Here is a 24,473-nt window from a genome sequence, read left to right on the forward strand (position 1 = left end):
CGGCCTCGGCGGCCGGTTGCACCTTGGCGGCCGGCGCCGGAGCACTGCCGGCGGAGGCGTCCTCGCCGTCCTGCGTCAGCACCGCGATGATCTCGTTCACCGCGACGTCCTGTGTGCCCTCTGCGACGAGGATCCTGGCGAGGATACCCTCGTCGACCGCCTCCACCTCCATGGTGGCCTTGTCGGTCTCGATCTCGGCGATGACGTCGCCGGGCTTGACGTTGTCGCCTTCCTTCTTGGTCCACTTGGCAAGGTTGCCCTTCTCCATCGTGGGCGACAGCGCCGGCATCAGGATGTTGACTGGCATGAAAGGCTTCCGGTCAGGAGGTCAGCAAAAGGGCGATGCGATGAGGATGCCGCGGGCGGTCGAGAATGCCCGCCGGCCCCTCACTTCAGGATGTCGGTCCAGAGCTCGGAGGGATCCGGCTCGGGATCGTTGGTGGCGAATTCGGCGCTCTCGGCGACGATGTCGCGCACGCCGGCATCGATCTTCTTCAGCTCTTCCTCGGAGATCTTCCACTCCAGCAGCAGCCGCTCGCGCACCTGCTCGATAGGGTCGTGCTCGGTGCGCATCTTCTGCACCTCGTCCTTCGACCGGTACTTGGCCGGGTCGGACATGGAATGGCCGCGGTAGCGATAGGTCTGCATCTCGAGGATGTAGGGACCCTTCCCCGACCGGCACCATTCCATGGCGCGAAGGCCCGCCGCATAGGTCTCGCGGATGTCCATGCCGTCGACCTGCTCGCCGGGAATGTTGAAGGACAGGCCGCGGCGGGAGAAGTCGGTCTGGGCCGAGGCGCGGTTCACCGCCGTGCCCATGGCGTAGCGGTTGTTCTCGATGATGTAGATGACCGGCAGCTTCCAGAGCGCGGCCATGTTGAAGCTCTCGTAGACCTGGCCCTGGTTGGCCGCGCCGTCGCCGAAATAGGTCAGCGAGACGTTGTCGTTGCCGCGGTAGCGGTTGGCGAAGGCGAGGCCGGTGCCGAGCGAGACCTGGGCGCCGACGATGCCGTGACCGCCGTAGAAATGTTTCTCGGCGGAGAACATGTGCATCGATCCGCCCTTGCCGCGGGAATAGCCGCCGCGCCGGCCGGTCAGTTCGGCCATGACGCCGTTGGCGCTCATGCCGGTGGCGAGCATGTGGCCGTGGTCGCGATAGCCGGTGATCACCTGGTCGCCGGCCTTCGATGCCATCTGCATGCCGACCACGACCGCTTCCTGGCCGATATAAAGGTGGCAGAAGCCGCCGATGAGGCCCATGCCGTACATCTGGCCGGCCTTCTCCTCGAAGCGGCGGATGAGCAGCATCTCGCGGTAGGCGGAGAGCTCCTGGTCCTTCGTCAGGGCCGGCATCTTGGCCGTCGCGGATTTCGTCGAGGGCGCGCGGCCCGCGGCCTTGGTGGCGGCCGGTGGACGTGACGCCTTGGCCGAACCTTCCGATGTCTTGCTCGCCGCTTTCACGGCGGCGGGCGCGGCCTTGGTCCGGGTTGCAGCCATCGGTGTCCCCTTCGCATTGAGTGCTGACCCAACATGTAGCGTCTCCCCCGCCCCCTGGGAAGGGCGCCGCCAGGTCCGTTGTGCAATGCACAAACCATTGGCATTGCAACGCAATCATGGACTTAACCGGAAGTTGGTTCAGGAATGGGCGTCAACCGATTTTCGGTTCACGACGCGGCCAGACGCTCAGCGCCGGCCCATGATCAGCACGAGATCGCGGGGATCGACGAAATTCAGGATCTCGCGCGCCCTCTCGTCCAGCATGTCGGGATCGATGGCTTCGGCGCGCAGCAGGGAGACGCGGCGGGCGACGTCGGCCCTCTCCTTACGCAGGGTCGCGAGCTGGCCGCCGAGGTCGTCGATCTGGACGATGAGCTGCTGCTTGGCGTGGATACCGCGCTCGCCGTGATAGGCGTGGAAGCCGAAATAGGCGATCAGCGCGGCGGCGGCTGCATAGAGCCCCATCGCCTGGAGAATCCGCTGACGTCTCGTGCGCACGACCATGGCGGCATCATGCTCGATCGGCGGTTTCGGGAGCGTTAACGCTTGCTGAAGGGCGGGCCTTGCCGGTGCCGGCTACGGCAGCAATCAGCAGACCGAGGACGATGCCGGCGACGCCGAGGGCGGCGAGCGGCGTCGGGATCTCGCCAAGGGCAGGAATGCCGATGAGCGTGCCGAGGACAGGAATCATCGGCGGGAACCGGGCGGCGACAGCGACGCCGAGCGTGCGGGTGCCATAGGTCCACAGCAACAGGCCGAGCGCGATGTTGAGGACGCCCTGGTTGATCCCGTGGAAGAGCAGGATCGGCCAGGTCACGGCGTCGAGGCTCGGCTCGAGGAAGCCGAAATAGATGGGCAGGAAGGCGACCGCCGAGAGGGTCGAGACGATGGAGGCGCCAACCACCGACGGCACCTGCCAGCGGCCGCAGAGCCAGGTGAAGATGCCCCAGCCGACGCCGCAGAAGACGAAGATCAGGTCGCCGAGCACGGTCAGCGGTCCCTCCTGGCCGGAGGAGCCCGCGACGGCGATGGCGGCGAGGCCCGACAGGACTATGGAGAAGCCGATCATCGCCCCGAAGGGCACGCGCGCCCGCATGCCGAGATAGGCGAGCGTCGTCGCCGTCACTGCCACCATTCCGGGCTGGATGGCGGAGGCATGGGCCGCCGGCGCATAGTTCAGCCCGATATTGGACAGCACGGTGAGCGGCACGCCGCCGGTCAGCGCCAGGGCGAGGCCCTTGCCCCAGCCGAGGCCGGCGCAGTCGACGATCCCCGCACGCACGAAGAAGGGTGCCATCACCGCCGCGGCGAAAATGAAGCGCAGCGCCGCCATGTCGTAGGCCGAGAGGCCGGACTGCAGGCCCCAGCGCACCGAGACGAACTGGCCGCCATAGATGGTGACGGCCGCGAACATGGCAAGGAGGGCGAGGCGGCGGGGGGCGATCACAGGCACGGAACACCCTGTGGCGAACCATCGCGCTGCCGCAATGGGTTTGTGTGCATCGCAACCATGTGCGCCGGCGGCCAGCGTCGGCCAGCGCATCGCCGGCGCTTGACGCAACATGGTGGCCGCCACTGCGCCACCGCGCGGAAATGCCGGCAGGCGACCCTGGCCCGATCGCGCCGTCAGGCGCAGCCGCGCCCAGGAGCCGACCATGCCCCGACCCACGTCGCCTCTCGCCCTGTGGGCGACGGTCGCGATCCTCGCCGCGACCGGTTTCGCCACCGGTGCGCAGGCGCAGAAGCGCCCACCGCGATCCGACATGGCGGCCACGACGCTGGCGCGAATTCAGCCCGACCAGATGGCGGCGGTGCTGCGCGATCGTGGCAATCCGGCGGAGGTCATCAGGGAGAACAACCGGACGCGCGTCCGAACGGAGGTCGGCAACCGCCGCACCTCGGTCCATTTTTATGCCTGCACCGACGAGGGCTGCCAGTCGATCCAGTACCGGACCGTGTTCCGACGCCACGAGCGGTTCACCCTCGCCTTCGTCAATGCCTGGAACCTCGAGAAGCGCTTCGCCAAGGCCTATCTCGACAGTGACGGCGACCTGATCCTGGAATGGGATGTCGATTTCGACGGCGGCGTGACCGTCGGCTTCGTGTCCGAATCCGTCGCGACCTTCCAGACCATGCTGACCGCCTTCGACCGGTTCACGCCGCGCAACGATGCGCCGGCCGCCCCCGATGCCGGCAATGGGGGACGGTCGCTATCGCCCGGCATGCCTGGTGGCGGGCGATCAACGACGCCTGGATTGACGCCCGCCGTCCCCGGGCAGCCCCAGCCGAGCGGCAAGGGATCGACAGGCGACGTGCCAGGCGAGCGCCGCACCTGAACGGCTGGAACGACAACGGCGGGCACAAGGCCCGCCGTCAATCACACACCCGACCCGCCGGGCCTCTGCCGAAGGTTCAGGCCTTGACCTTGAGGGCGCCGCGGCCGGCATAGCGCGCCTGGGGTCCGAGCTCTTCCTCGATACGGATGAGCTGGTTGTACTTGGCGGTGCGGTCGGAGCGTGCCAGCGACCCGGTCTTGATCTGTCCGCAATTGGTGGCCACCGCGAGATCGGCGATGGTGCAATCCTCGGTCTCGCCGGAGCGGTGCGACATGACAGCGGTGTAGGCGGCATTGTGCGCCATGGAGACCGCAGCCAGGGTCTCGGTCAGCGTGCCGATCTGGTTGACCTTGACCAGGATCGAGTTGCCGAGGCCCTTGTCGATGCCCATCGACAGACGCCTGGTGTTGGTGACGAAGAGGTCATCGCCGACTAGCTGGCATTTGCTGCCGACGAGGTCGGTGAGGATCTTCCAGCCGTCCAGATCGTCTTCGGACATGCCGTCCTCGATGGAGAGGATCGGATAGTCGGCGACGAGCTTGGCGAGATATTTGGCCTGGGCCTTGGGGTCGCGGGTCTTGCGCTCGCCCTCGTAGGCATAGGCGCCGTCCTTGAAGAACTCGGTGGCGGCGCAGTCGAGGGCGATGACGATGTCGTCGCCGGCCTTGTAGCCGGCCTTGTCGATGGCGGTCATGACGAAGTCGAGGGCCGCCTGGGCCGATTTCAGGTTGGGGGCGAAGCCGCCCTCGTCTCCGACATTGGTGTTGTGGCCGTCGGCCTTCAGCGCCGCCTTCAGCGTGTGGAACACTTCGGAGCCCATGCGCACGGCCTCGGCGAAGGTCTTGGCCCCCACCGGCATGATCATGAATTCCTGGAAGTCGATCGGATTGTCGGCATGAGCGCCGCCGTTGACGATGTTCATCATCGGCACGGGCAGGACGTGGGAGAAAGCGCCGCCGACATATTTGTAGAGCGGCAGTTCGCGGGAGATGGCCGCCGCCTTGGCGGTGGCAAGCGAGACGCCGAGGATGGCGTTGGCGCCGAGCCGCGACTTGTTCTCGGTACCGTCGAGGGCGATCATCGTCTGGTCGATCTGCACCTGGTTGGTGGCATCGAGGCCAGAAAGTGCGTCGAAGAGCTCGCCGTTGACCGCGTCGATCGCCCTGGTCACGCCCTTGCCGAGATAGCGCTTCCTGTCGCCGTCGCGCAGTTCGACCGCCTCGTGCGCGCCCGTAGAGGCGCCAGAGGGCACCGCCGCCCGCCCCTTCGCGCCGTCGTCGAGCAGCACGTCGACCTCCACCGTCGGGTTGCCGCGGCTGTCGAGGATTTCGCGGGCGATGATGTCGACGATGGCGGTCATGGCAGCCTCTCCGGCAAGCGGCGGTGGGAATGCCGGCCTTCTACAGCATGGCGCGTCCGGTTCAAGCGGCGCGGCGCGTCATGGCTGCCGGGCGCCCTCGCCGCCGGGTTTTCCATCGTGCCGGCCGATCTGCTATCACGCCTGCCGAACACCCGATGGCCCGCCGATCGCTGGGCCGAACAGGACGACGACCATGGCCGATCTGATGCTGGGCAAGACCGTCGGCATTGCCGCCTCTCCGGAGGAAGCCGACCTCGACCGGGTGCCGAACCCGCACCCCGACACCTATTACGTAGCGCGGTTCGTCGTGCCGGAATTCACCTCGCTCTGCCCGGTGACGGGGCAGCCCGACTTCGCCCATCTCGTTATCGACTATGTGCCGGGCGACTGGCTGGTCGAGTCGAAGTCGCTGAAGCTCTACCTCTCGGCGTTCCGCAACCACGGCGCCTTCCACGAGGATTGCACCGTGGCGATCGGCAAGCGGCTGCGCGACCTGCTCGGCCCCCGCTGGCTGCGCATCGGCGGCTACTGGTACCCGCGCGGCGGCATTCCCATCGACGTGTTCTGGCAGACCGGCGCGCCGCTCGACGGCGTCTGGCTTCCCGACCAGGGCGTGGCGCCCTACCGCGGGCGGGGGTGAACGCCGGGGCCGAAGCCGGCTCCGGAGCCCCGACGTAACGCTAGGGAATTGACTTTTCAGCACGATTTTCCGTACCGGGGGTCCGCTACAACCTCTGATCCGATGGACGCCGACGGGTCGAATCAGCGAAAGCTGGTCCGTCATGCTGAAGGCAAAACGCGACCAGGATGCTCCCGATCTTCCGGTGAGGCTCGACGGGCTGACCGACGAGCCTCCGCCGCCCAATTACGCACGCCTCCTGACATGGGCGGGGGTCGCCCTGCTCGCCGTTTCCGCCGCCCTTCTCGCGGCGCGCACCGATGCCGGCATCGAGCGCTTCGCCCGGCTGGGAGGACCGGCTCCGTTCGTGCAGCAAGCCCGGACGGAACCGCCGCGTCCCGCCGCTTCCGATCCGCTGCTAGTCTATGAGACGCGCCGGCTCGCCGACCAGATCCGCGTCCTCGCGGCGGAACGCGAAACCCTGATGGATCGGCTCGCCAGCGTCGAGCGCACGGTCGGCGATGTGACGGCGTCCATTCCCCGCGACGTGACGGCCTCCATTCCCCGCGTCGAGGCGACCGGCGCGCCGCGCCCCGGCGTTCGGGTCATTGCTCCGGCCGCACCCACGGTTCTGCCGGCGACCGGTCCGGTTTCCAGCGCCTCGGTGTCAGCCGGCACCGCCGCATCAGGCTCCTTGTCGTCGCCGCCTGTGACAGTTTCTGCGGCGCTGTCGAGCGCACCGGTGCCGGTGCCCTCGCCGCTGGCGCCTGCGACACCGCCGGCCCCGCCGATCGCAGCAGCACCTGCCGTAACCATGCCGCCCGAGGCTCAGGACTCGACCGCGATCCGGACCGAATTCGGGGTCGACCTCGCCGGCGACCCCTCGATCGACGGGCTGCGGAGCCGCTGGCAGCAATTGCGCGCCCAGCACGGGCCGGTTCTCGAGGGCCTTCGGCCGGTCGTCTCCATCCAGGAAGGCGGCGGCACCGGCGGGCTCGAACTCCGGCTCGTCGCAGGCCCCCTGTCCAACGCCAATGCCGCGGCGCGGCTCTGCGCGACGCTCTCCCTCGCAGGGGTGAATTGCAAACCGACGGTTTTCGACGGACAAAGACTGGCTCTGCGCTGACAGGCACAGGCGGCGGCCCGACGGGCTGCCTCATCGCATCCATATCCGAAGAGCGGACAGCGGCCCGGCCGTGCAAGTCTGCCGTCAGGGAGGAATTCGCATGGCATCCAGGCCTTTCGCTTGGGAAAAGTCCTACCCAGACGGCGTCCGGTGGGACACGCCGATCAAGATCACGACCCTCGGCCGGCTGGTTGACGAGGCGACGGATAGCTTCGCCGAGCGTGCCGCCTTCGAGTTCCGTGACAGTGTCATCACCTACCGCGACCTCGGAGAGCGTGTCCGCGGGTTCGGGGCGGCGCTGCTCGGCGCCGGGCTCGGTGCAGGCGACACCATCGCGCTCTACCTGCCGAACATGCCGACCCATCCGATCAGCTTCTTCGGCGCGGCCAAGGCCGGCGTCCGGCTGGTCCATCTCTCACCGCTCGATGCCGAGCGCGTCCTCGCCTACAAGCTGCGCGACGCCGGGGCGCGCACGCTCGTCACCTCGAACATCGCGCCGCTCTTCGGCATGGCGCTGAAGCTGCACGAGCAGGGCCTGATCGACCGGCTGATCGTCGTCGAGGATGCGGACTTCGGCACGTCGGGCCTCGCCACCCTGCCGATCCCCGACAAACCGGGCGTCGTGACCTTCGCCGATTTCGTCGCCGGCGCCACCCAGCCGGACGCATGGCCGGAGGTCGCGCCGGAAGACGTGGCGCTGCTGCAATACACCGGCGGCACGACCGGCATGCCCAAGGGCGCCATGCTGAGCCACAAGAACATCACCTCCGCCGTGTCGATCTACGACGCCTGGCAGGCAGCGCTCCCCTCCGGCGATCCGGCCAAGGACAGGGTTATCCTGGTCCTGCCGCTGTTTCACATCTACGCGCTGACCAGCGTCATGCTGCGCCAGATCACCCGGGGGTCCTGCATGCTGCTGCGCATGCGATTCGACCCCGACCAGACCTTCGACGATTTCGAGAAGCGGCGGGCGACGATCTTTCCCGGCGTGCCGACCATGTGGATCGCTCTGGTCAACCATCCGCGTTTCGTGACCGCCGACCTTTCCTCGCTGATCTATGCCGCGTCGGGCGGCGCTCCGCTGCCGGTCGAGATCGCCCGGCGGTTCGAGGAGCGCGCGGGTTTCCGCCTGACCGGCGGCTGGGGCATGACCGAAACCTCGCCCTCAGGCACCAACGTGCCGAATTACGGAATGCCGAAGCCTGGCACGATCGGCCTGCCGCTGCCCGGCCTGGAGATGGACATCTGCGCCCTGGACGACCCGCACAAGGTGCTGCCGACCGGCGAGATCGGCGAGATCCGCATCCGGGGCCCGAATGTAACGCGCGGCTACTGGAACCGGCCGGAGGAGACCGCTGCCTCCTATGCCGACGGGTGGTTCCTCACCGGCGACATCGGCTACATGGATGAGGACGGGTTCTTCTTCATCGTCGACCGCAAGAAGGACATGATCATCTCCGGGGGCTTCAACGTCTATCCGCAGATGATCGAGCAGGCCGTCTACGAGCATCCGGCCGTGGCGGAGGTCATTGTCCTCGGCGTGCCGGACACCTATCGGGGCGAGACCGCCAAGGCCTTCGTCACCCTGCGGGCTGGGGCCAGCCCGTTTTCGCTCGAAGACCTCCAGGCCTTTCTCAAGGACAAGGTCGGACGCCACGAGATGCCGCAGGCGCTCGAGTTCCGCGACGCGCTCCCCAAGACCACCGTCGGCAAACTTTCCCGAGCGGAACTGCGGAGTGAGATCCGGACGGCATGCTGAGCCGGCTTCGGTCACAAGAGCCCGTCACGTTTTTCCACTTTCACCGCGTCCCATGTCGGGGCTGCGCTTGCCCGTTTCGGCCTTCCGTGCTGACAGTGTCGTGCGGGGCGGAACGCTCGGCCGGAGCATTTTCCATGGCGACATCGAGCGAGGCCAGACGCGCCTATTGGCTGCTGCTCGCCATGCCGCTGTTCTTTTCCTCCAATCTCGTCATCGCCCGCGCCATGGGTGATGCGGTACCGCCCTTCACCCTCGCCCTGCTGCGCTGGGGCGTCGCCGTGCTCATCCTCCTGCCCTTCACCATCGACGGGCTTCGCCATAACGCCGCGACGCTGGCCCTGCACTGGCGACGAATCGCCCTGCTCGGTTTTCTCGGCATGTGGATCTGCGGCGCGGGTGTCTATTGGGCACTCGGACTGACCACGGCGACGAACGGAACGCTGATCTATACGACCTCGCCGGTGCTCGTGCTGCTCATCGAGCGCTTCATCCACGGCAAGCCCCTGTCATGGCTGCGGCTCGCCGGTGTTCTCATCGCCGTCGCCGGCGTCACCGTCATCGTGCTGAAGGGCGATCCCTCCGCCCTCGCCCGGCTCGACCTCAATCTCGGCGATCTCGGCATCGCCGCAGCGGCGCTTGCCTGGGCGGTCTATTCGCTGGTGCTGCGGAACGACGGGCTGGCGACCCTTCCGACCATGCCGCTCTTCACCGCCATCGCGATAGCCGGCGTCGTCGCACTGGCGCCGTTCTCGGCTGCCGAACTCGCAATGGTCGGCGGTTCACCCCGCACGGTCTGGCTCTGGGCCGGCGTTTTCGGGCTCGCCCTGTTCTCGGCGGTGGGCGCCTTCTCGCTCTACCAGTACGGCGTCAAGATCGTCGGGCCTGCGGTGACCTCGTGCTTTCTCTATCTGCTGCCCGTCTATGGTGTCGGGCTGTCCGTGCTTTTCCTCGGCGAGGCGTTGCAGCCCCACCATTTCGCCGGCATGGCCCTCGTCCTCGTTGGGCTGGTGGCCGCCACCGTCCCGCAGGATATCGTCGTCATGGCCCGGCAGACCTTCCGGCGCAAATTTGTCGTGCAGGAGAGCGTTCCTCCCCCCTCGTCAACGCCCTAATTTGGGCTATAAGGCCGTGCACTCTCACGGTTTACTCCCGAACCTTCATCCGCCCGGAACGCCCTCCGATCGTCGACAACATGCCGAGCCGCCGCGCCCTCCTTGCATCTCTCCTGGCCGCGCCGGCAGCTTTGACGCTGACCCGAAACGCGGATGCCCAGTCGTCGCCTCTGCAGGCGTCCCTCGCCGCGGTGTCTGACGGCCAGCCGATCTCGCGTGACGCTTTGCTGGCCTATGCCCGCGAGGTGTCGCGGGTGGCGCACCAGGCGCCGCGCAACGAGGTGCCACGGGCGCTGACCCAGCTCACTCTCGACCAGTATCGCCACATCCGCATGAAGCCGGAGCAGCGGATCTGGGCCGGTGAGAATCGCGGCTTCACCCTCGACCTTCTGCCCACCGGCAACGTCTTCACCAACCCGGTGACGATCCGCACCGTCGACGGCGGCATCATTCGTGACAACCGCTTTGCCGGCGATCAGTATCATTTCGGCCAGGTTCCGCCGCTGCCCGCCGATGCCGTCGTGCCCTATTCGGGGTTCCGCGCTTTCACCGCCCTCAACGGCGACACGCCGACGGACGAGGCCCTCGTCTTCCAGGGCGCCAGCCTGTTCCGCGCCCTCGCCAAGGGCCAGGTCTTCGGCATCATGGCGCGGGCCCTGACGCTCAACGTCGCTGAAGCGCAGGGCGAGGAATATTCCGCGTTCCGCCATTTCTGGATCGAGCGGCCGGGCCCGGGCGCGGCGAGCATTGTCGTCCATGCCCTGCTCGATTCGGACAGCGTCACGGGCCTCTACCGCTTCTCGGTGCGGCCCGGTGACACGACGGTATGCGACGTGGAGGTGACGCTGTTCCCTCGCGTCGACCTGCAGCATATCGGCATCGCTCCGATGACCGCCAACTACCTGTTCGCGCCGAACGACAGGACCAATATCGACGACGTGCGCGGCGGCGTCCACGAAGCGCAGGGCCTGCAGGTCTGGAACGGCAACGGCGAGTGGATCTGGCGGCCGGTGACCAATCCGGAGACGCTGCAGGTCTCGGCCTTCGTCGACCAGAACCCGCGTGGTTTCGGTCTGCTGCAGCGCGACCGTCGGTTCGAGGCGTTCAACGACCTCGACGCACGCTTCGAGCGCCGCCCCAGCGTCTGGATCGAGCCCCTCGGCGAATGGGGCCAGGGTCAGGTGCAACTCGTCGAGATTCCGGTCAACGACGAGATGAACCGCAACATCCTGGCCTATTGGCGCCCGCGCACACCGCTCGCCCGCGGCGCCGAGCACTTCTTCACCTACCGGATGCACTGGTGCTGGTCGCCGCCGGAGCGGCCGCCCTTCGCCTTCGTCTCGTCGAGCCGCACGGGCCGGGCCCAGGGCGGCGGGCGCCGTCGTCGCTTCCTCGTCGATTTTTCCTCCGACGAGTTCGCCGATCCGGCCAGGGCCGGCGGACTGCGGGCCAATCTCACCCACCAGCGCGGCCGCGTCAGCGCGGTCGACGGCCGGCTCGTGCCGGAGCTCAGGCTCTACCGGGTCAGCTTCGATCTCGACCCCGAGACCAGCAATCAGGTGGAACTCAGGCTCGTGCTGGAGCGCGAGGGACAGGCCCAAAGCGAGACATGGCTCTATCGATGGACGCCCTGACCGAACGGCCCGCGGTTTCGCCGGTGCAGCGTGACCGCACGGCCATGCCTGCCCCGGCGCCGCTCGCCATGCCGGCGCAGTCGCTGCGGCGCTGGCGGGACAGCGAGAGGCGTCCGCTGAAGGCTCCCGACCTGTGGCGCACCCCGTGGTTCTCACGCCTCGTCGCCTTCGGCGGCATGGCGGCGATCACCGCGGCGGGCGGCTGGCAGATGTACAAGGTGGTCGAGGCCGGCGGCGTGACGCTGCTGGAATGGGCCTTCCTCGTCTTCTTCGTGGTCAACTTCTCCTGGATCGCGCTGGCCTTCACGACGGGCCTGCTGGGGCTGGGCGACCTTCTGCGCCACGGTCTCAACCGCAAGCCGGTGCTGCCCGCCACCCTGGCGGAGCGGACGGCGGTGGTCATGCCGATCTACAACGAGAGCCCGGCGCGGGTCTTCGGCACGGTCCAGGCGATCGCCGAAGACGTCGTGGCCACCGGTCACGGGGCCGCCTTCGACTTCTTCTTCCTGTCCGACACCACCGATCCCGACATCTGGATCGCCGAGGAGCGGTCCTATCTGGCGTTGCGCGAGCGGTTGCCGGACATCGCCATCCACTATCGCCACCGGCCGAAGAACACGGCGCGCAAGGCCGGCAACATCGCCGATTTCGTCATGAACTGGGGCGGCAACTACGCCCATATGATCGTGCTCGACGCCGACAGCCTGATGACCGGCGAGACGATCGTGGCGCTCGCCGACGCCATGGAGCGGGACCCGGATGCCGGCATCATCCAGACCCTGCCGCGTCTCATCAACCGCAACACGCTGATCGCCCGCCTTCAGCAGTTCGCGGCGCGCGTCTATGGACCGGTCTGTGCGGCGGGCCTGGCGGTCTGGTCGGGCCGTGACAGCAACTACTGGGGCCACAACGCCATCATCCGGATGGAGGCCTTCGCCTCGTCCGCCGGGCTGCCGGACCTGCCGGGCAGGCCACCCTTCGGCGGCCACATCCTGAGCCACGACTTCGTCGAAGCCGGCCTCATCCGCCGGCGCGGCTACGCGGTCTACATGCTCACCCATCTCGACGGCTCGTTCGAGGAGAGCCCGCCCTCTCTGATGGACCTCGCCATCCGCGACCGGCGCTGGTGCCAAGGCAACCTGCAGCACAGCCGTGTCATCGGCGCCAAGGGGCTGCACTGGGCGACGCGCCAGCACCTGGCCACCGGCATCATGAGCTATGTTTCGAGCCCGTTGTGGCTGATCCAGCTGCTCATCGGACTGTTCCTCGCCCTGCAGGCGGCGTTCATCCGCCCGGAATATTTCACCAGCCAGTTCACCCTCTTCCCGGCCTGGCCGGTCTTCGATTCCGAGCGCGCCTTCAATCTGTTCCTGCTCACCATGGCGATCCTGCTGGCGCCGAAGGTGTTCGGCTGGTTCGTAACGCTGGTGAACGGGCCGGCGCGGCGCGGCTGCGGCGGCGCCATCATGCTGACGCTGTCGACGCTTCTGGAGATCATCCTCTCGGCGCTGATCGCGCCGGTCATGATGCTGATCCAGGCGAGTTCGGTGTCTTCCATCATGTCCGGCCGCGATACCGGCTGGAAGACGCAGCGGCGCGACGACGGGTCCATTCCCTTCCGTGCCATCGTCCAGCGGCACTGGCGGCATACGGCGCTCGGCGTCATCGCGGCGATCGCCGCCTTCTCGATCTCGCCCTATATCTTCGCCTGGATGTCGCCGACAATCATCGGGCTCTGGCTCGCCATCCCGACCTCCTGGGCCTCGGCCTCGGCGGCGATCGGCTGGAGCCTGCGGCGCCTCAGGCTTCTGCTGATCCCCGAAGAATCGAGCCCGCCGGCCATCGCCGAGCGGGCCTTCGCGCTCGGGCGCGAGTTCGAGGCCCTGGCGCTCGAGGACGGCAAGGCGCTCGACCTTGTCCATGGCGATCCGGGGTTCCGCGACATGCACCAGCAGATCATCCAGGTGCCGCCGCCCCGGGTCCGCGGCAAGGTCGATACCGACCGGGTCATCGCCGAGGCGAAACTCACCGATGCCCAGTCGATCGAGGATGCGCGGCAATGGCTGTCCGGCCGCGAGGCCATGCTGGTGCTGCACGACCGGGCGCTGATCGCGCTGCTCGCCGCCCTGCCCCACCCGAAACCTGCCGATCCCGAACCGGCGCCGCAAAAATAGGCTCGCGGCGCGACGCCGCGCCTATTCCGGTTGCAGTCGCCGTCGTGCCCGGCGCCCTCCTTCGCAGCACGTCGCCGGTTGCGGATGGATCGGCGGTGGCACCCGCCTTGCATGACCATAGCCAGCTTGCTTAGCCGCCAATGACGCCGGCTCCCTCGCCTTTCGCATGGGGAACGGATGTCACAGGACTTCAGCGCGGAACAGAAGCGCTATCTCGAAGGGTTCGTCGCCGGAGCGGCCGCCACGCAGGCGGTCGGTGCCGCCGCGCCCGCGGCAGCCTCCGTCCCGACCGGGCCCGACGCAGCGCATCTCCTGGCGCAGGACGTCCAGGTCAAGGCCGGCGGCAAGATCGCCGATCCCGAGAAATGGAAGCGCGACGAGAACCCGCTCGACGCCTATGGCCGGCTGACCCGCGAGGCGGCGACCGGCAAGCTGCCGGGACCGGCCGACAATTTCCGCTGGCGCTATTTCGGCCTGTTCAACGTCGCTCCGGCGCAGGACAGCTTCATGCTGCGCATGCGGCTGCCGAACGGCATTCTCAATGCCCACCAGTTGGCCGGCTGCGGCCGGCTGGCGGAAACCTATGGCGGCGGCGTGCTGGCGGTGACGACCCGCGCCAACCTCCAGATGCGCGAGATCCGTCCGGAGAATGCCAAGGCCTTGCTGGAAGAGCTGATGGATCTCGGCATCGTCGCCCGTGGCTCGGGGGCCGACAATATCCGCAACGTCACGGGATCGCCGCTCGCCGGCATCGATCCGCAGGAATTGCTCGACACCCGGCCACTGGCGCGCGACTGGCACTTCCACATCCTCAACACGCGGGTGCTCTACGGGTTGCCGCGCAAGTTCAACGTCTCGTTCGACGGCGCCGGTCTGTCACCCGCCCTGGAGGAAACCAATGATATCGGCTTCCAGGCAGTCCGCGTGCCGGAGGGTGGCGCGGCGGCCCCCGGTCTCTGGCTGCGTATCGTGCTGGGCGGCATTTCGGGCCATCACGATCTCGCCCGCTCGACGGGCGCCTTCTGCCGGCCGGACGAGGCCACTGAGATCGCCGACGCCATCGTCCGCGTCTTCATCGACCATGGCGACCGCACCAACCGCAACCGCGCGCGGCTGAAATACCTGCTGGATTCCTGGGGCTTCGAACGCTTCCTCGCAGCCGTCGAGGACAAGCTCGGCCGCAAGCTGACCCGGATCGCGGAAAGTGACGTGGCGCCGCGCCTGCCGACTGACCGCTACGCCCATGTCGGCATCCATCGGCAAAAGCAGGCTGGCCTGAACTGGATCGGCGTGGTGATGGCGGTCGGCAAACTGACGCGCCGACAGGCGGAAGGGCTCGCGGCCATCGCGGCCGAATGCGGCGACTGCGATGTCAGGCTGACCGTCTGGCAGAACCTGATCCTGTCCGGCGTGCCTGACGGTCTTGTGGCGGAGGCGGAGGCACGCATCGCCGCCCTCGGCCTGTCGACGACCGTCACCCCGATCCGCGCCGGGCTCGTCGCCTGCACCGGCAGTGCCGGCTGCAAATTCGCCGCTTCCGACACCAAGCGCCACGCGATGGAGATCGCCGACCACGTCGAGGCGCGGGTGGCCATCGACGTGCCGGTCAACATTCACCTGACCGGCTGCCACCATTCCTGCGCCCAGCACTATATCGGCGATATCGGCCTGATCGGCGCGCGCGTGCCGGTGAATGCGGAGGGCGACACCGTCGAGGGCTACGACATCGCGGTCGGCGGCGGATTTGCCGAGAATGCCCGGATCGGGCGGACCCTCTGGACAGGCATCACGGCGGAGGACGCGCCGCGCCATGTCGAGGCGCTGCTGAAGGCCTATCTGAGCCAGCGCGACAGCCCGATGGAGAGCTTCCAGGCCTTCACCATCCGGCATGATGCGGCAACGCTCGAATCCCTCGTCGCGCCCCATCTCACCCCGCTCCGGGAGGCAGCGGAATGAGCGTGCAGCCGCCCTCCGCCACCTTCTCGCTGATCCCGGACAACGCGCCGTTCAGTGCCGAACAGCGGCAATGGCTGTCCGGCTTCTTCGCCGCGGCCCTCGGGCCGCTGGCACCCGTCGGCGGCCCCGGCAGCGGCGCGGCGACAGCGCCGTCCGCCGACCTCGCCTCCAACGACGATGCGCCCTGGCACGACCCGGCCATGCCGCTTGCCGACCGCATGGCGTTGGCCGATGGCAAGCCCCTCGCGCCGCGCCTTATGGCGGCCATGGCCCAGCAGGATTGCGGTCAATGCGGCTACAACTGCGCCGATTATGCCAATGCACTGGCGGTGAAGAGCGAGGAGCGGTTCAATCTCTGCGTGCCCGGCGGCAAGGAGACGCTGCGCATGCTCAAGGTGGTGGCGGGCGAGGTTGCCACCAGCAGCCATAGTGGCGGCGCCACCGAGCCTGCCGCTGCCATACCGGCCCCGCTCCCGGGCCGCTCGCGCGAGGCGCCGGTCGCCGTCCCCTTCCTGTCGCGACGCCGGCTGACCGGCGATGGATCGCAGAAGGAAACCCATCACGTCGTCTTCGACCTGACGGCTTGCGGCCTCGACTATGTCGCGGGCGACGCCCTTGGCGTCTTTCCGACCAATGACCTTGGTCTCGTCGACCAGATCATCGCCATGCTGGGGGCCTCCCATGTCACGCCTGTGCGTGGCCGGACGTTGCGCGCTGTTCTCGCCGAAGAAGTCTCGCTGGCCCCGGCGCCCGACGGCCTGTTCGAGCTGATCTCCTTCCTCACCGGCGGTGACCAGCGCCAGAAGGCACGGGCCCTGGCGCGCGGCGACGATCCGGACGGCGATGCGGAGGTCCTCGATGTTCTCGCCGTTCTGACCAAGTTCGCCGGGATCCGGCCCCATCCCGAGGCCTTCGTGGAGGCACTGGAGCCGCTGCAGCCGCGGCTCTATTCGATCTCCTCCTCGCCGAAGGCCGAACCGGGCCGCGTCTCCCTCACCGTCGACGCGGTGCGCTACGTCGTCGGCAAGCGCCGCCGGCTCGGTGTCGCCTCCACCTTTCTTGGCGAACGTACCGAGCCCGGCGCCGCAGTCAGGGTCTATGTCCAGCGCGCCCATGGCTTCGCCCTGCCGGACGACCCGGCCGTGCCGGTCGTCATGGTGGGACCGGGCACCGGCATCGCCCCGTTCCGCGCCTTCCTGCAGGACCGGGCGGCCGACAAGGCACCGGGGCCGAACTGGCTCTTCTACGGCCACCAGCGACAGGCGACCGACTTCTTCTATGCCGATGAACTCGCGGCGCTGAAGGCCTCCGGCGTGCTGACGCGCCTGTCGCTCGCCTGGTCGCGTGACGGCAGCGAGAAGGTCTATGTGCAGGACCGGATGCGCGAGACCGGCGCGGAGCTCTGGCGCTGGCTCGACCAGGGCGGGCATTTCTACATCTGCGGCGATGCCAAGCGCATGGCCAAGGACGTGGAGGCGGCGCTGGTCGACGTCATCGCGACCCATGGCGGCCGCAGCCCCGAGGCGGCAGTGGCCTATGTCCAGGCGATGAAGAAGGCCGGGCGCTACCAGGCCGACGTCTATTGAAACGGTGGGTCCGGACCCGGGCTTTGCCTTGACAAGGCGGCATCGACCTGTCACATCCGCCGCAACCAGCCGTCGGCGACGCGGCGGGCGTAAGCCCTCTGTCCCCAAGGCACGACCCGATCCAACGACCTTTCGCGAGGACTTGCCATGGCCAAAGCCGCCACCATCAAGATCAAGCTGATCTCGACCGCCGACACCGGCTACTTCTACACCGCGAAGAAGAACTCGCGCACCATGACGGACAAGCTGTCCATGAAGAAGTACGACCCGGTCGCGCGCAAGCACGTCGAGTTCAAGGAAGCCAAGATCAAGTGATCGTCACGGTCGGCATGGCCGATCAGTGACTGGAACGGCCCCTTCGGGGGCCGTTTTTCGTTCCAGGCACCTTCGGCAGTCACTTTGTTCTGCTGTTCGGCAGCCTCGGTTTGCCTTTGACCATCCTGGTCGCGCTGCGGCGTTTCCTGCCTGGTGGAGATTCAGTTGCCTGTTCGGCCGTAGGGTGCGGCGTTTCCATTATGCCTTCAAGCATCGAGCCCGGTAACATCACCTTCTTGTCTGCGAACTTGGCAATCAGTTCTTTTAAGTGGTTAACCTCATCAGCAACGTACGAGTCGCCGTACACTTCTAGGCAAGGCAGCGGGATCTTCGCCTGCCATTCCATAGCAACACCGGTTGTATCTTTTCGGCGATTTTTCTCAAAAAGGTCGCGGTACCTAAATGGCGCGATGCCAATGAACGGCTCAAACGACACTTTCCCCTTCTGCGGAGTGTCTTGGCGAGTAAGAACAATGTCGTCCCGATAAAGCTCGTGAGCGTAGCTTTTAGGGTATGGTTCAATATAGACAACCCGATCTATTCCGGACGAGATTATATGTTTTGCACACAAATGACACGGAAACGTCGTGCAGAACAATGTCGTTCCGTCAAGCGACACTCCTTTGCGGGCCGCATCTGTAATGGCGTTCATTTCCGCATGTATGATACGCCCATACTCAATAATATCCATCATCAGTAGTTTTCGGTTTAGATCCACCCCCTTTTCATGTTCCACTTTTGCAATAAATTCTCGGGACCCTAATTTCGCATATTCTTTTGGAAGCAAGTCCGCCTCACACAGCTTCCTAATAATATCCCCAAAAATACGGTGTTTGAACTCGTCGTTTGTATCGGCTCCTGTAACGAATTCGCGCGCGTCACCTTGATCTCCCTCCCAATACGTGCCCCCGAAGGGGCTCGGGACCTCATTGCAACCTAACACCCGAATTTCGCCCGACTTAGAGAAGACTGCCGCGCCGACCTGACGCGATAAATCAACAGAGCGCAAAGATGCCGACTTTGCGATGTACATCCCATACTCTTCGCGAGTTGGAGAATGAAAATTGTGGCCAAAGACAAGACGCAGGAAGCGTTCCGTTGTCTTGCTAATTGTCTCGTTTGACGTTGCGTCAATGAATACGTCGGCAAGCGGAAACACATCCACAACCCGCTGCCCGTGCAAGAGCGCCGTTTCACTCTCGTCACGATTAACAAGTTCCAACGCGCTAGGTGCAAAGTCTATTGCTCGGGTTTTTGTGCGATCATGGTCCCGCATTTTCCTCGCGAGGCGTGAGCGCCGCTGCTCAGGATCGGCCCACACCGACACCTGAAAGACCTGCTTGCCGTACAGTTGGCGATAGAATCGGATTTCTTCCGGACGCTTCAGCTGTCGGATAATATATGCAATGCCAGGACGATCGCCTTCGGCGCGCCCGTCTCTCTGTTCCGCGAGTTTTGCGCGCTCAGCGCGAATCTGAAATAGAGATAGGATTGCCATGAGGCGGTCGTCATCGAGGCTTTTGCGAAGTTCGTTTGCGCCCGATATGAGGCGATCGTAACGCTCAGCGAGCGTATCAAATGGCCCTCCGAGGCTTTCTTTTATGAGGGGAAGAAGTTCGGTGATGTGGATGTGCACTGCCTTATAATTGTATTGCTGTAACTGAGTTTCAAATCGCTGATTTATTGCATCAAGATCTACGCCGACTGGCCCTGCCAGACAAAAAAATAGCTCTGGCCTAGTGATCTTATTTTGTGCCATTGGTCTATCCAGCTTTTATTTTCTTGAGGGTGACACTTTTTGGGTGACTTGGCGTTAACTAATTGCTAGCGTGAATCGCTGAGAATATGCAGGAAATTACGGGAGAAACTGCCATGCCACAGCCAAATAGGGGTTGGCTCGCAATGCAAATGTCCCAAGTGCTTCACTCACAAGCTAACGACCATTCTGTAGTAGGCAAACACATTAATAGCGCCGCAGTCAAAATTTACGTAGACACTGTCACTCGCCGTTTTACCCATACTGTTGATAGGCCAGAGTCCTGTACCGGAAAAGCCAACCGCTCGTGAAGGAACTGAGTGCGTTCCGAAACTCGCGCTTTGTCCTCAGCTCTGAAAACATGATGTTTGGTCGCCCGTCTCCTTAGGTTCCTATGGTTGTTTTTATCGGCCGTTGGAAGAACAGCGCCAAACTTCTCAGATGGGCGTCTTAACCAAAATTGCCGTCCTGTCCGCAACGACAGCATCGAATCCGCCGTTCGCGACTCGCTACGGTTTTCTTTGTAGAACTGAATTACACAAACAAGGTGGCCGGCCGGGCCAACGGCAAAGCGGAGAGGCCATCCGCGCCGAACCCGACCGGCCTGCCCCACGGTCCCAGGAGATGCGGCGGACCTGAGTGCACGCAGGGTGTCGATCAGACCGACGCAGATGTCCCGTAAAGGAGATCACGGCCTGATCTGGCGAGACCCTAGAGACCGGGCGGGAAAGCGACAATATCCGCAGACCGAATATGTCGATATACCGTTCCTTAACCTCAACAAACGCGGTTTACCGGCAAGGTAAACGTGTGTCCGCTCAGGCGGCGTCGAGCACGACCCGGTTGCGGCCGTCGCGCTTGGCGCGATAGAGCGCCTGGTCGGCGCGCTTCAGGATGACGTCTGCATCGGCGTCGCTGCCCTGGCGCTGGGCCATGCCGATGGAGACGGTGACGTCGATGGCGCGGGCGCCCTTGTGCACGGCGAAGGGATCGCTCGCGACGCGGCTGCGGATCCGTTCGGCGACGATGGAGGCGACGCCGGCATCGGTGTCCGGCATGATGACGACGAACTCCTCGCCGCCGAGGCGGCAGACGAGGTCGATGCCGCGCACGCTCTTGCGCAGCCGCTGGGCGAATTCACGCAGCACGTCGTCGCCGGCATCGTGGCCATAGGTGTCGTTGACGGCCTTGAAGTAGTCGATGTCGAGCACGAGGACCGACAGCGGCTTGCCGCGCATGGAGGCCTGTTCGACGAGGGTGCCGAGGTGGCTTTCCATGTAGCGGCGGTTGTGCAGGCCGGTGAGCCCGTCGGTGATGGCCATTTCCATCGATTGCTGCACATTATCCCTGAGGCGGGCGGTGTAGCGCTTCTTGCGCACCTGGGTGCGCACGCGTGCCGCCATCTCGTTCCGATCGATGGGGCGCATCAGATAGTCGTTGGCACCGATGTCGAGGCTGCGCAGCAGCCGGGCGTCGTCCTCCGGCTCCGCCACGACCAGGATGGGCAGGCCACGGGTACGGTCGAGCGTGCGGAGCTGGGAACACAGACGCAGCGGGTCGAAATCGGCGAGGCTGAGGGAGACCATGACGAGGTCGTAGTCGTTCTCGGCCGCCTTGAAGAGGGCCTCCTGGGGGCGCGTCTCGACCTCGACATGGTGCTGGTTGCGCAGCGCCTGGACGATCCGCTCATGCGACGAGGCGCGATCGTCGACGACGAGGATGCGGCCGTTCAGGCCGGTTTCGGCGGCCGCCTCCGACAGGGCGTCGCGCATGCCGATCTCGCGCGAGGTGACGGCGCGCATGCGCAGCTCGTCCTGCATCATCTTCAGCCGGACGAGGGAACGCACGCGCGTCACCAGGGCGAAATCGTTGACCGGCTTGGTCAGGAAGTCGTCGGCTCCCGCCTCCAGGCCCCTCACCCGATCGGCCGGCTGGTCCAGCGCCGTGACCATGATGACGGGGATGTGGTGGGTCGCCGGATTGGCCTTGAGCCGCCGGCAGGTCTCGAAACCGTCCATGCCCGGCATCATCACGTCGAGGAGGACGATGTCGCACTGGGCACGCTCGCAGATGGACAGCGCCTCCATGCCCGAACTCGCCGTGACCACGTCGAAATATTCCGCCGACAGCCGCGCTTCCAGCAGCTTCACATTGGCGAGGATGTCATCGACGACGAGAACACGGGCGGTCATGGCTGGTCGTTGCTCCTCAGGCCGTGCCGAGAAAGTGCCGGACGGTCTCGATGAACTTGGTGACGGAGATGGGCTTGGACAGATAGGCCTCGCAGCCGCCCGCTCTGATTCGTTCCTCGTCGCCCTTCATCGCGAAAGCGGTGACGGCGATGATGGGAATATGCCGGATCGTCTCGTCCTCCTTGATCCAGCGCGTCACGTCGAGGCCTGAGACCTCGGGCAACTGGATATCCATGAGGATGAGGTCGGGTCGGTGCTCGCGGACCAGCGACAGCGCCTCGGTGCCGTTGCGCGTCTGGATCGTCCGATAGCCGTTGGCTTCCAATAGATCGTGGAAGAGCTTCATGTTGAGCTCGTTGTCTTCCACGATCATGACGGTTTTCGACATCACCACTCGCATGTCCCGGATGGCCGCGGATGGTTGCCGGACCTTGACGGATCGCGCAGAAGGTAACGGCAAATCCTTTCAAAAGGACGAACCATGATGTTGCGCCGGAGTGAACAAAACCGGGCCGGAGCGGAGCAGATGGCCGGCGAGGCCCTGGCCTTCCTCGCCGGCGACGACGATCGCCTGCAGCGCTTCGCCGCGCTGGCCGGAATCGACCTCGGACATATCAGGGACATCGCCGGACAGCCGGAATTCCTTACCGCGGTGATGGACCACCTGATGGGCGACGAGCCGCTGCTCGTCGCCTTCGCCGCCCATGCCGGGGTCAAGCCGGAGGCGGTGGTGCGCGCCGCTCATGTGCTGGGTGCCGGTCCCTGGGAGCGGGATTTCGCCTGATGCCAAAAGCCCTCTTGATGAGGCACCCCATCGCGTCCACGGTCGGTTCATGGCCGCCCTCGCCTTCTGCCGCGACTGTTTGACCGAAGCCGCGCCGGGCGCCCTGCGCTGCCAGGCCTGCGGATCGCCGCGGATCGCCCGGCATGCCGAACTCGCCGACCTCTCCATCGCCCATGTCGATTGCGACGCCTTTTTCGCGGCGGTGGAGAAGCGCGACGATCCGAGCCTCGTCGACCGGGCGGTGATCATCGGCGGCGGCCGGCGCGGCGTCGTCTCGACCTGCTGCTACGTGGCGCGCATCCACGGCGTGCGTTCCGCCATGCCGATGTTCAAGGCGCTGCAGCTCTGTCCCGACGCCGTGGTGATCAAGCCGAACATGGAGAAATATGCCGGCGTCGGGCGTCAGGTGCGCCAGGCGATGCTGGCGCTGACCCCGCTGGTCGAACCGCTGTCGATCGACGAGGCCTTTCTCGATCTGACCGGCACCGAGCGGCTGCATGGTGCCGCTCCCGCCGAGGTGCTGGCCCGCTTCGCCAGGGGCGTCGAGCGCGACATTGGGATCACGGTCTCGGTCGGGCTGTCCTACAACAAGTTCCTCGCCAAGATCGCCTCCGACATGGACAAGCCGCGCGGCTTCGCCGTCATCGGACGTGCCGAGGCGCTGGACTTTCTCGGATCGAAGCCCGTCTCGCTGATCTGGGGTGTCGGCCGCGCCACGCAGGAGGCGCTGGAGCGTGAGGGGTTCAGGCTGATCGCCGATCTCCGGCGGCTCGACGAGGGCGACCTCATGCGCCGCTTCGGCGCCATGGGGCTGAGGCTGTCGCGGCTGAGCCGGGGCATCGACGAGCGGCGTGTCTCGCCGGATGAGGAAACCAAGTCGATTTCGGCCGAGACGACCTTCGACACCGACATTCGCGACGCGCGCACCCTCGAGAAGAAGCTGTTCCTGCTCTGCGAGAAGGTCTCGGCGCGGGCCAAGGCTCTTGGATTCGCCGGAACGACGGTGACGCTGAAGCTAAAGACTGCCGACTTCAGGATCCGCACGCGCTCGCGCGCCCTGCCCTCGCCGACGCTGCTCGCCACCCGTCTGTTCGAGACCGGCCGCGACATGCTGATGAAGGAGGCGGATGGGACCGCCTTTCGGCTGATCGGCATCGGCATGTCCGAACTCACCGATCCCGGACGTGCCGATCCGGCCGACCTCGTCGATCCCTCCATCGCGCGCAGCGTCAAGGTCGAGGGCGCGGTCGACGCGCTGAGGACCCGTTTCGGCAAGGCGGCCGTCGTCAAGGGCATCACCTTCGACGATTGAGGCCGACTACACGTTCAGGGGCGCGCGCAGGCGGCTTCCGGCTGCCACTCGAGGCTCGCGAGGTCGCCGCGCAGGGAAAATTCGCCGTAATGGATGGCGAGCTGGCGCGCCACGCCGTTCTCATAGAGCTCGAAGGCGATGGAATAGACCGGGTTGACGCTGTCGCGGCCTTCCTCGAAATAGCTGATCGTCACCGGCCAGCGGGCGAGAGCCGCCAGTTTGGTATCGCGGGCGGCGGCCTCGACCTCGCCAGCGCCCGGTGCGATCCGCCGGCCGATGATCGCCGTCGCATTGTAGAGCTTCTCGCCGGTCTCGGCGCCGTCATAGACCTTCGCCTCAAGAATGGTGCGGCCCTCGCGCGCCGCCTCGACCAGGCGGATGAGATGTTCGGTCGGAAAGATCGCGGCGCGGTCGATCTGCTTGTTCAGGGGGCGGGGCCGCCGGACGACGACGCTCACCGCGTCCGGCCCGCGCGTCGCTGTGCCGTCCGTCTCGACCTTGGCGGCGCCGTTCTGGCTCGACTGGGAGGTGAAGCGGAACCCGCTGCCGTCGCCTTCCTCGAAATGCGCGGTGCGGACGTCCATGACGACCCGATCACCGTTCATGCTCAGTTCGACCACCTGGCGGAAGGACGTCGTGAAGCCCTCGCAGCGGTTGCCGCCGGTCTCGAACAGGATGCGGCCGCGGGCCTGGTCGAGGCCACGGGCGGGCCGCCGCGGGTCGAGGCTGAGGTCGTAGACCGCCCGGTGTGGCGAGAGGGCCGCGGGGGCGGCCGTCTGGCCCGGCGCAGAGGCACCGCCTGACCCGGCAAGGACCAGGCCGGCGACGGCGGCGGCGAGCGCGGTGCGAATGACGGTCATCGGGCGGAACTCCTTGCGGTGGTTTGCGGGATTCGACCGCGCCCCAGCCTTCGGCATCGCACCATAGAGAGGCCGCGGAAGGGCGACAACGCGGC

The 24,473-nt window shown here is 66.1% G+C and carries 21 protein-coding genes; 12 read left to right on the forward strand and 9 right to left on the reverse strand.

Features of this window, described 5'->3' with window-relative positions; genetic code table 11:
• From Q8O26_RS18685 to Q8O26_RS18700, 4 genes are all read right to left on the reverse strand, one after another.
• A partial coding sequence (locus Q8O26_RS18685; RefSeq protein WP_305578361.1) for a biotin/lipoyl-containing protein occupies positions 1 to 307 on the reverse strand: 307 nt, incomplete at its 3' end.
• An 80-nt stretch (positions 308 to 387) separates the two neighbouring features.
• Positions 388 to 1,353 carry a pyruvate dehydrogenase (acetyl-transferring) E1 component subunit alpha gene (pdhA, locus tag Q8O26_RS18690; protein WP_305578467.1) on the reverse strand — a complete coding sequence of 322 codons (966 nt, stop codon included), beginning with the start codon at positions 1,351 to 1,353 and terminating at the stop codon, positions 388 to 390.
• A 330-nt stretch (positions 1,354 to 1,683) separates the two neighbouring features.
• On the reverse strand, positions 1,684 to 2,001 hold the full coding sequence (locus tag Q8O26_RS18695; RefSeq protein ID WP_305578363.1) for a septum formation initiator family protein: 318 nt from the start codon (positions 1,999 to 2,001) through the stop codon (positions 1,684 to 1,686).
• 7 nt (positions 2,002 to 2,008) lie between these two features.
• The gene (locus Q8O26_RS18700) at positions 2,009 to 2,950 is read right to left on the reverse strand and encodes a DMT family transporter (RefSeq protein ID WP_305578365.1); all 942 of its coding nucleotides are present in this window, start codon (positions 2,948 to 2,950) and stop codon (positions 2,009 to 2,011) included.
• A 202-nt stretch (positions 2,951 to 3,152) separates the two neighbouring features.
• Between Q8O26_RS18700 and Q8O26_RS18705 the strand changes: the two genes are divergently transcribed.
• Entirely contained in the window at positions 3,153 to 3,833 is a 681-nt protein-coding gene (locus tag Q8O26_RS18705) for a YbjN domain-containing protein (protein WP_305578367.1), read from the forward strand.
• Between the two features lie 76 nt (positions 3,834 to 3,909).
• Here the strand turns inward: Q8O26_RS18705 and eno are convergent, their stop codons facing one another.
• Positions 3,910 to 5,193, reverse strand: coding sequence for a phosphopyruvate hydratase (gene eno / locus Q8O26_RS18710; RefSeq protein WP_305578369.1), 1,284 nt, complete (start codon positions 5,191 to 5,193; stop codon positions 3,910 to 3,912).
• Between the two features lie 193 nt (positions 5,194 to 5,386).
• Between eno and queF the strand changes: the two genes are divergently transcribed.
• The 9 genes from queF to rpmG all read left to right on the forward strand — a co-directional run bounded on the left by queF (position 5,387) and on the right by rpmG (position 17,474).
• Positions 5,387 to 5,833: a preQ(1) synthase gene (gene queF / locus Q8O26_RS18715; protein ID WP_305578371.1), complete on the forward strand. Its 447-nt coding sequence runs from the start codon at positions 5,387 to 5,389 to the stop codon at positions 5,831 to 5,833.
• Positions 5,834 to 5,975: 142 nt separating this feature from the next.
• Positions 5,976 to 6,938, forward strand: coding sequence for a hypothetical protein (locus Q8O26_RS18720; protein WP_305578373.1), 963 nt, complete (start codon positions 5,976 to 5,978; stop codon positions 6,936 to 6,938).
• Between the two features lie 100 nt (positions 6,939 to 7,038).
• Positions 7,039 to 8,697: a dicarboxylate--CoA ligase PimA gene (gene pimA / locus Q8O26_RS18725; RefSeq protein WP_305578375.1), complete on the forward strand. Its 1,659-nt coding sequence runs from the start codon at positions 7,039 to 7,041 to the stop codon at positions 8,695 to 8,697.
• Between the two features lie 134 nt (positions 8,698 to 8,831).
• Positions 8,832 to 9,809 (forward strand): DMT family transporter, encoded by a 978-nt coding sequence (locus tag Q8O26_RS18730; RefSeq protein ID WP_305578377.1) that lies wholly within the window; start codon positions 8,832 to 8,834, stop codon positions 9,807 to 9,809.
• Between the two features lie 80 nt (positions 9,810 to 9,889).
• A complete protein-coding gene (locus Q8O26_RS18735) occupies positions 9,890 to 11,443 on the forward strand; it encodes a glucan biosynthesis protein (RefSeq protein WP_305578379.1) in 1,554 nt (517 codons plus the stop codon).
• Positions 11,419 to 13,617 (forward strand): glucans biosynthesis glucosyltransferase MdoH, encoded by a 2,199-nt coding sequence (gene mdoH, locus Q8O26_RS18740; RefSeq protein ID WP_305578381.1) that lies wholly within the window; start codon positions 11,419 to 11,421, stop codon positions 13,615 to 13,617. The genes Q8O26_RS18735 and mdoH overlap by 25 nt, the downstream gene beginning before the upstream one ends.
• Positions 13,618 to 13,794: 177 nt before the next feature.
• On the forward strand, positions 13,795 to 15,573 hold the full coding sequence (locus Q8O26_RS18745) for a NirA family protein (RefSeq protein ID WP_305578383.1): 1,779 nt from the start codon (positions 13,795 to 13,797) through the stop codon (positions 15,571 to 15,573).
• A complete protein-coding gene (locus Q8O26_RS18750; RefSeq protein ID WP_305578385.1) occupies positions 15,570 to 17,159 on the forward strand; it encodes a sulfite reductase subunit alpha in 1,590 nt (529 codons plus the stop codon). Before Q8O26_RS18745 ends, Q8O26_RS18750 begins: the two co-directional genes overlap by 4 nt.
• 147 nt (positions 17,160 to 17,306) lie before the next feature.
• On the forward strand, positions 17,307 to 17,474 hold the full coding sequence (gene rpmG, locus Q8O26_RS18755) for a 50S ribosomal protein L33 (RefSeq protein WP_296578373.1): 168 nt from the start codon (positions 17,307 to 17,309) through the stop codon (positions 17,472 to 17,474).
• Between the two features lie 79 nt (positions 17,475 to 17,553).
• Here rpmG and Q8O26_RS18760 read toward each other — a convergent pair whose 3' ends face one another.
• From Q8O26_RS18760 to Q8O26_RS18770, 3 genes are all read right to left on the reverse strand, one after another.
• A complete protein-coding gene (locus tag Q8O26_RS18760) occupies positions 17,554 to 19,233 on the reverse strand; it encodes an anti-phage dCTP deaminase (RefSeq protein WP_305578389.1) in 1,680 nt (559 codons plus the stop codon).
• An 815-nt stretch (positions 19,234 to 20,048) separates the two neighbouring features.
• Positions 20,049 to 21,422 (reverse strand): PleD family two-component system response regulator, encoded by a 1,374-nt coding sequence (locus tag Q8O26_RS18765; protein ID WP_305578391.1) that lies wholly within the window; start codon positions 21,420 to 21,422, stop codon positions 20,049 to 20,051.
• A gap of 16 nt (positions 21,423 to 21,438) precedes the next feature.
• A complete protein-coding gene (locus tag Q8O26_RS18770; protein WP_305578393.1) occupies positions 21,439 to 21,810 on the reverse strand; it encodes a response regulator in 372 nt (123 codons plus the stop codon).
• 138 nt (positions 21,811 to 21,948) lie between these two features.
• On the opposite strand from Q8O26_RS18770, the gene Q8O26_RS18775 reads away from it, so the two are divergent.
• The gene (locus Q8O26_RS18775; RefSeq protein WP_305578395.1) at positions 21,949 to 22,206 is read left to right on the forward strand and encodes a DUF3572 domain-containing protein; all 258 of its coding nucleotides are present in this window, start codon (positions 21,949 to 21,951) and stop codon (positions 22,204 to 22,206) included.
• Between the two features lie 49 nt (positions 22,207 to 22,255).
• Complete coding sequence (locus Q8O26_RS18780) at positions 22,256 to 23,518, forward strand: DNA polymerase IV (protein ID WP_305578396.1); 1,263 nt, start codon at positions 22,256 to 22,258, stop codon at positions 23,516 to 23,518.
• Positions 23,519 to 23,532: 14 nt separating this feature from the next.
• Here Q8O26_RS18780 and Q8O26_RS18785 read toward each other — a convergent pair whose 3' ends face one another.
• A complete protein-coding gene (locus Q8O26_RS18785; protein WP_305578397.1) occupies positions 23,533 to 24,378 on the reverse strand; it encodes a cell envelope integrity EipB family protein in 846 nt (281 codons plus the stop codon).
• Positions 24,379 to 24,473: the final 95 nt, after the last annotated feature.

The organism is Phreatobacter sp. (assembly GCF_030691135.1).
In the GTDB taxonomy this organism is placed as follows: domain Bacteria; phylum Pseudomonadota; class Alphaproteobacteria; order Rhizobiales; family Phreatobacteraceae; genus Phreatobacter.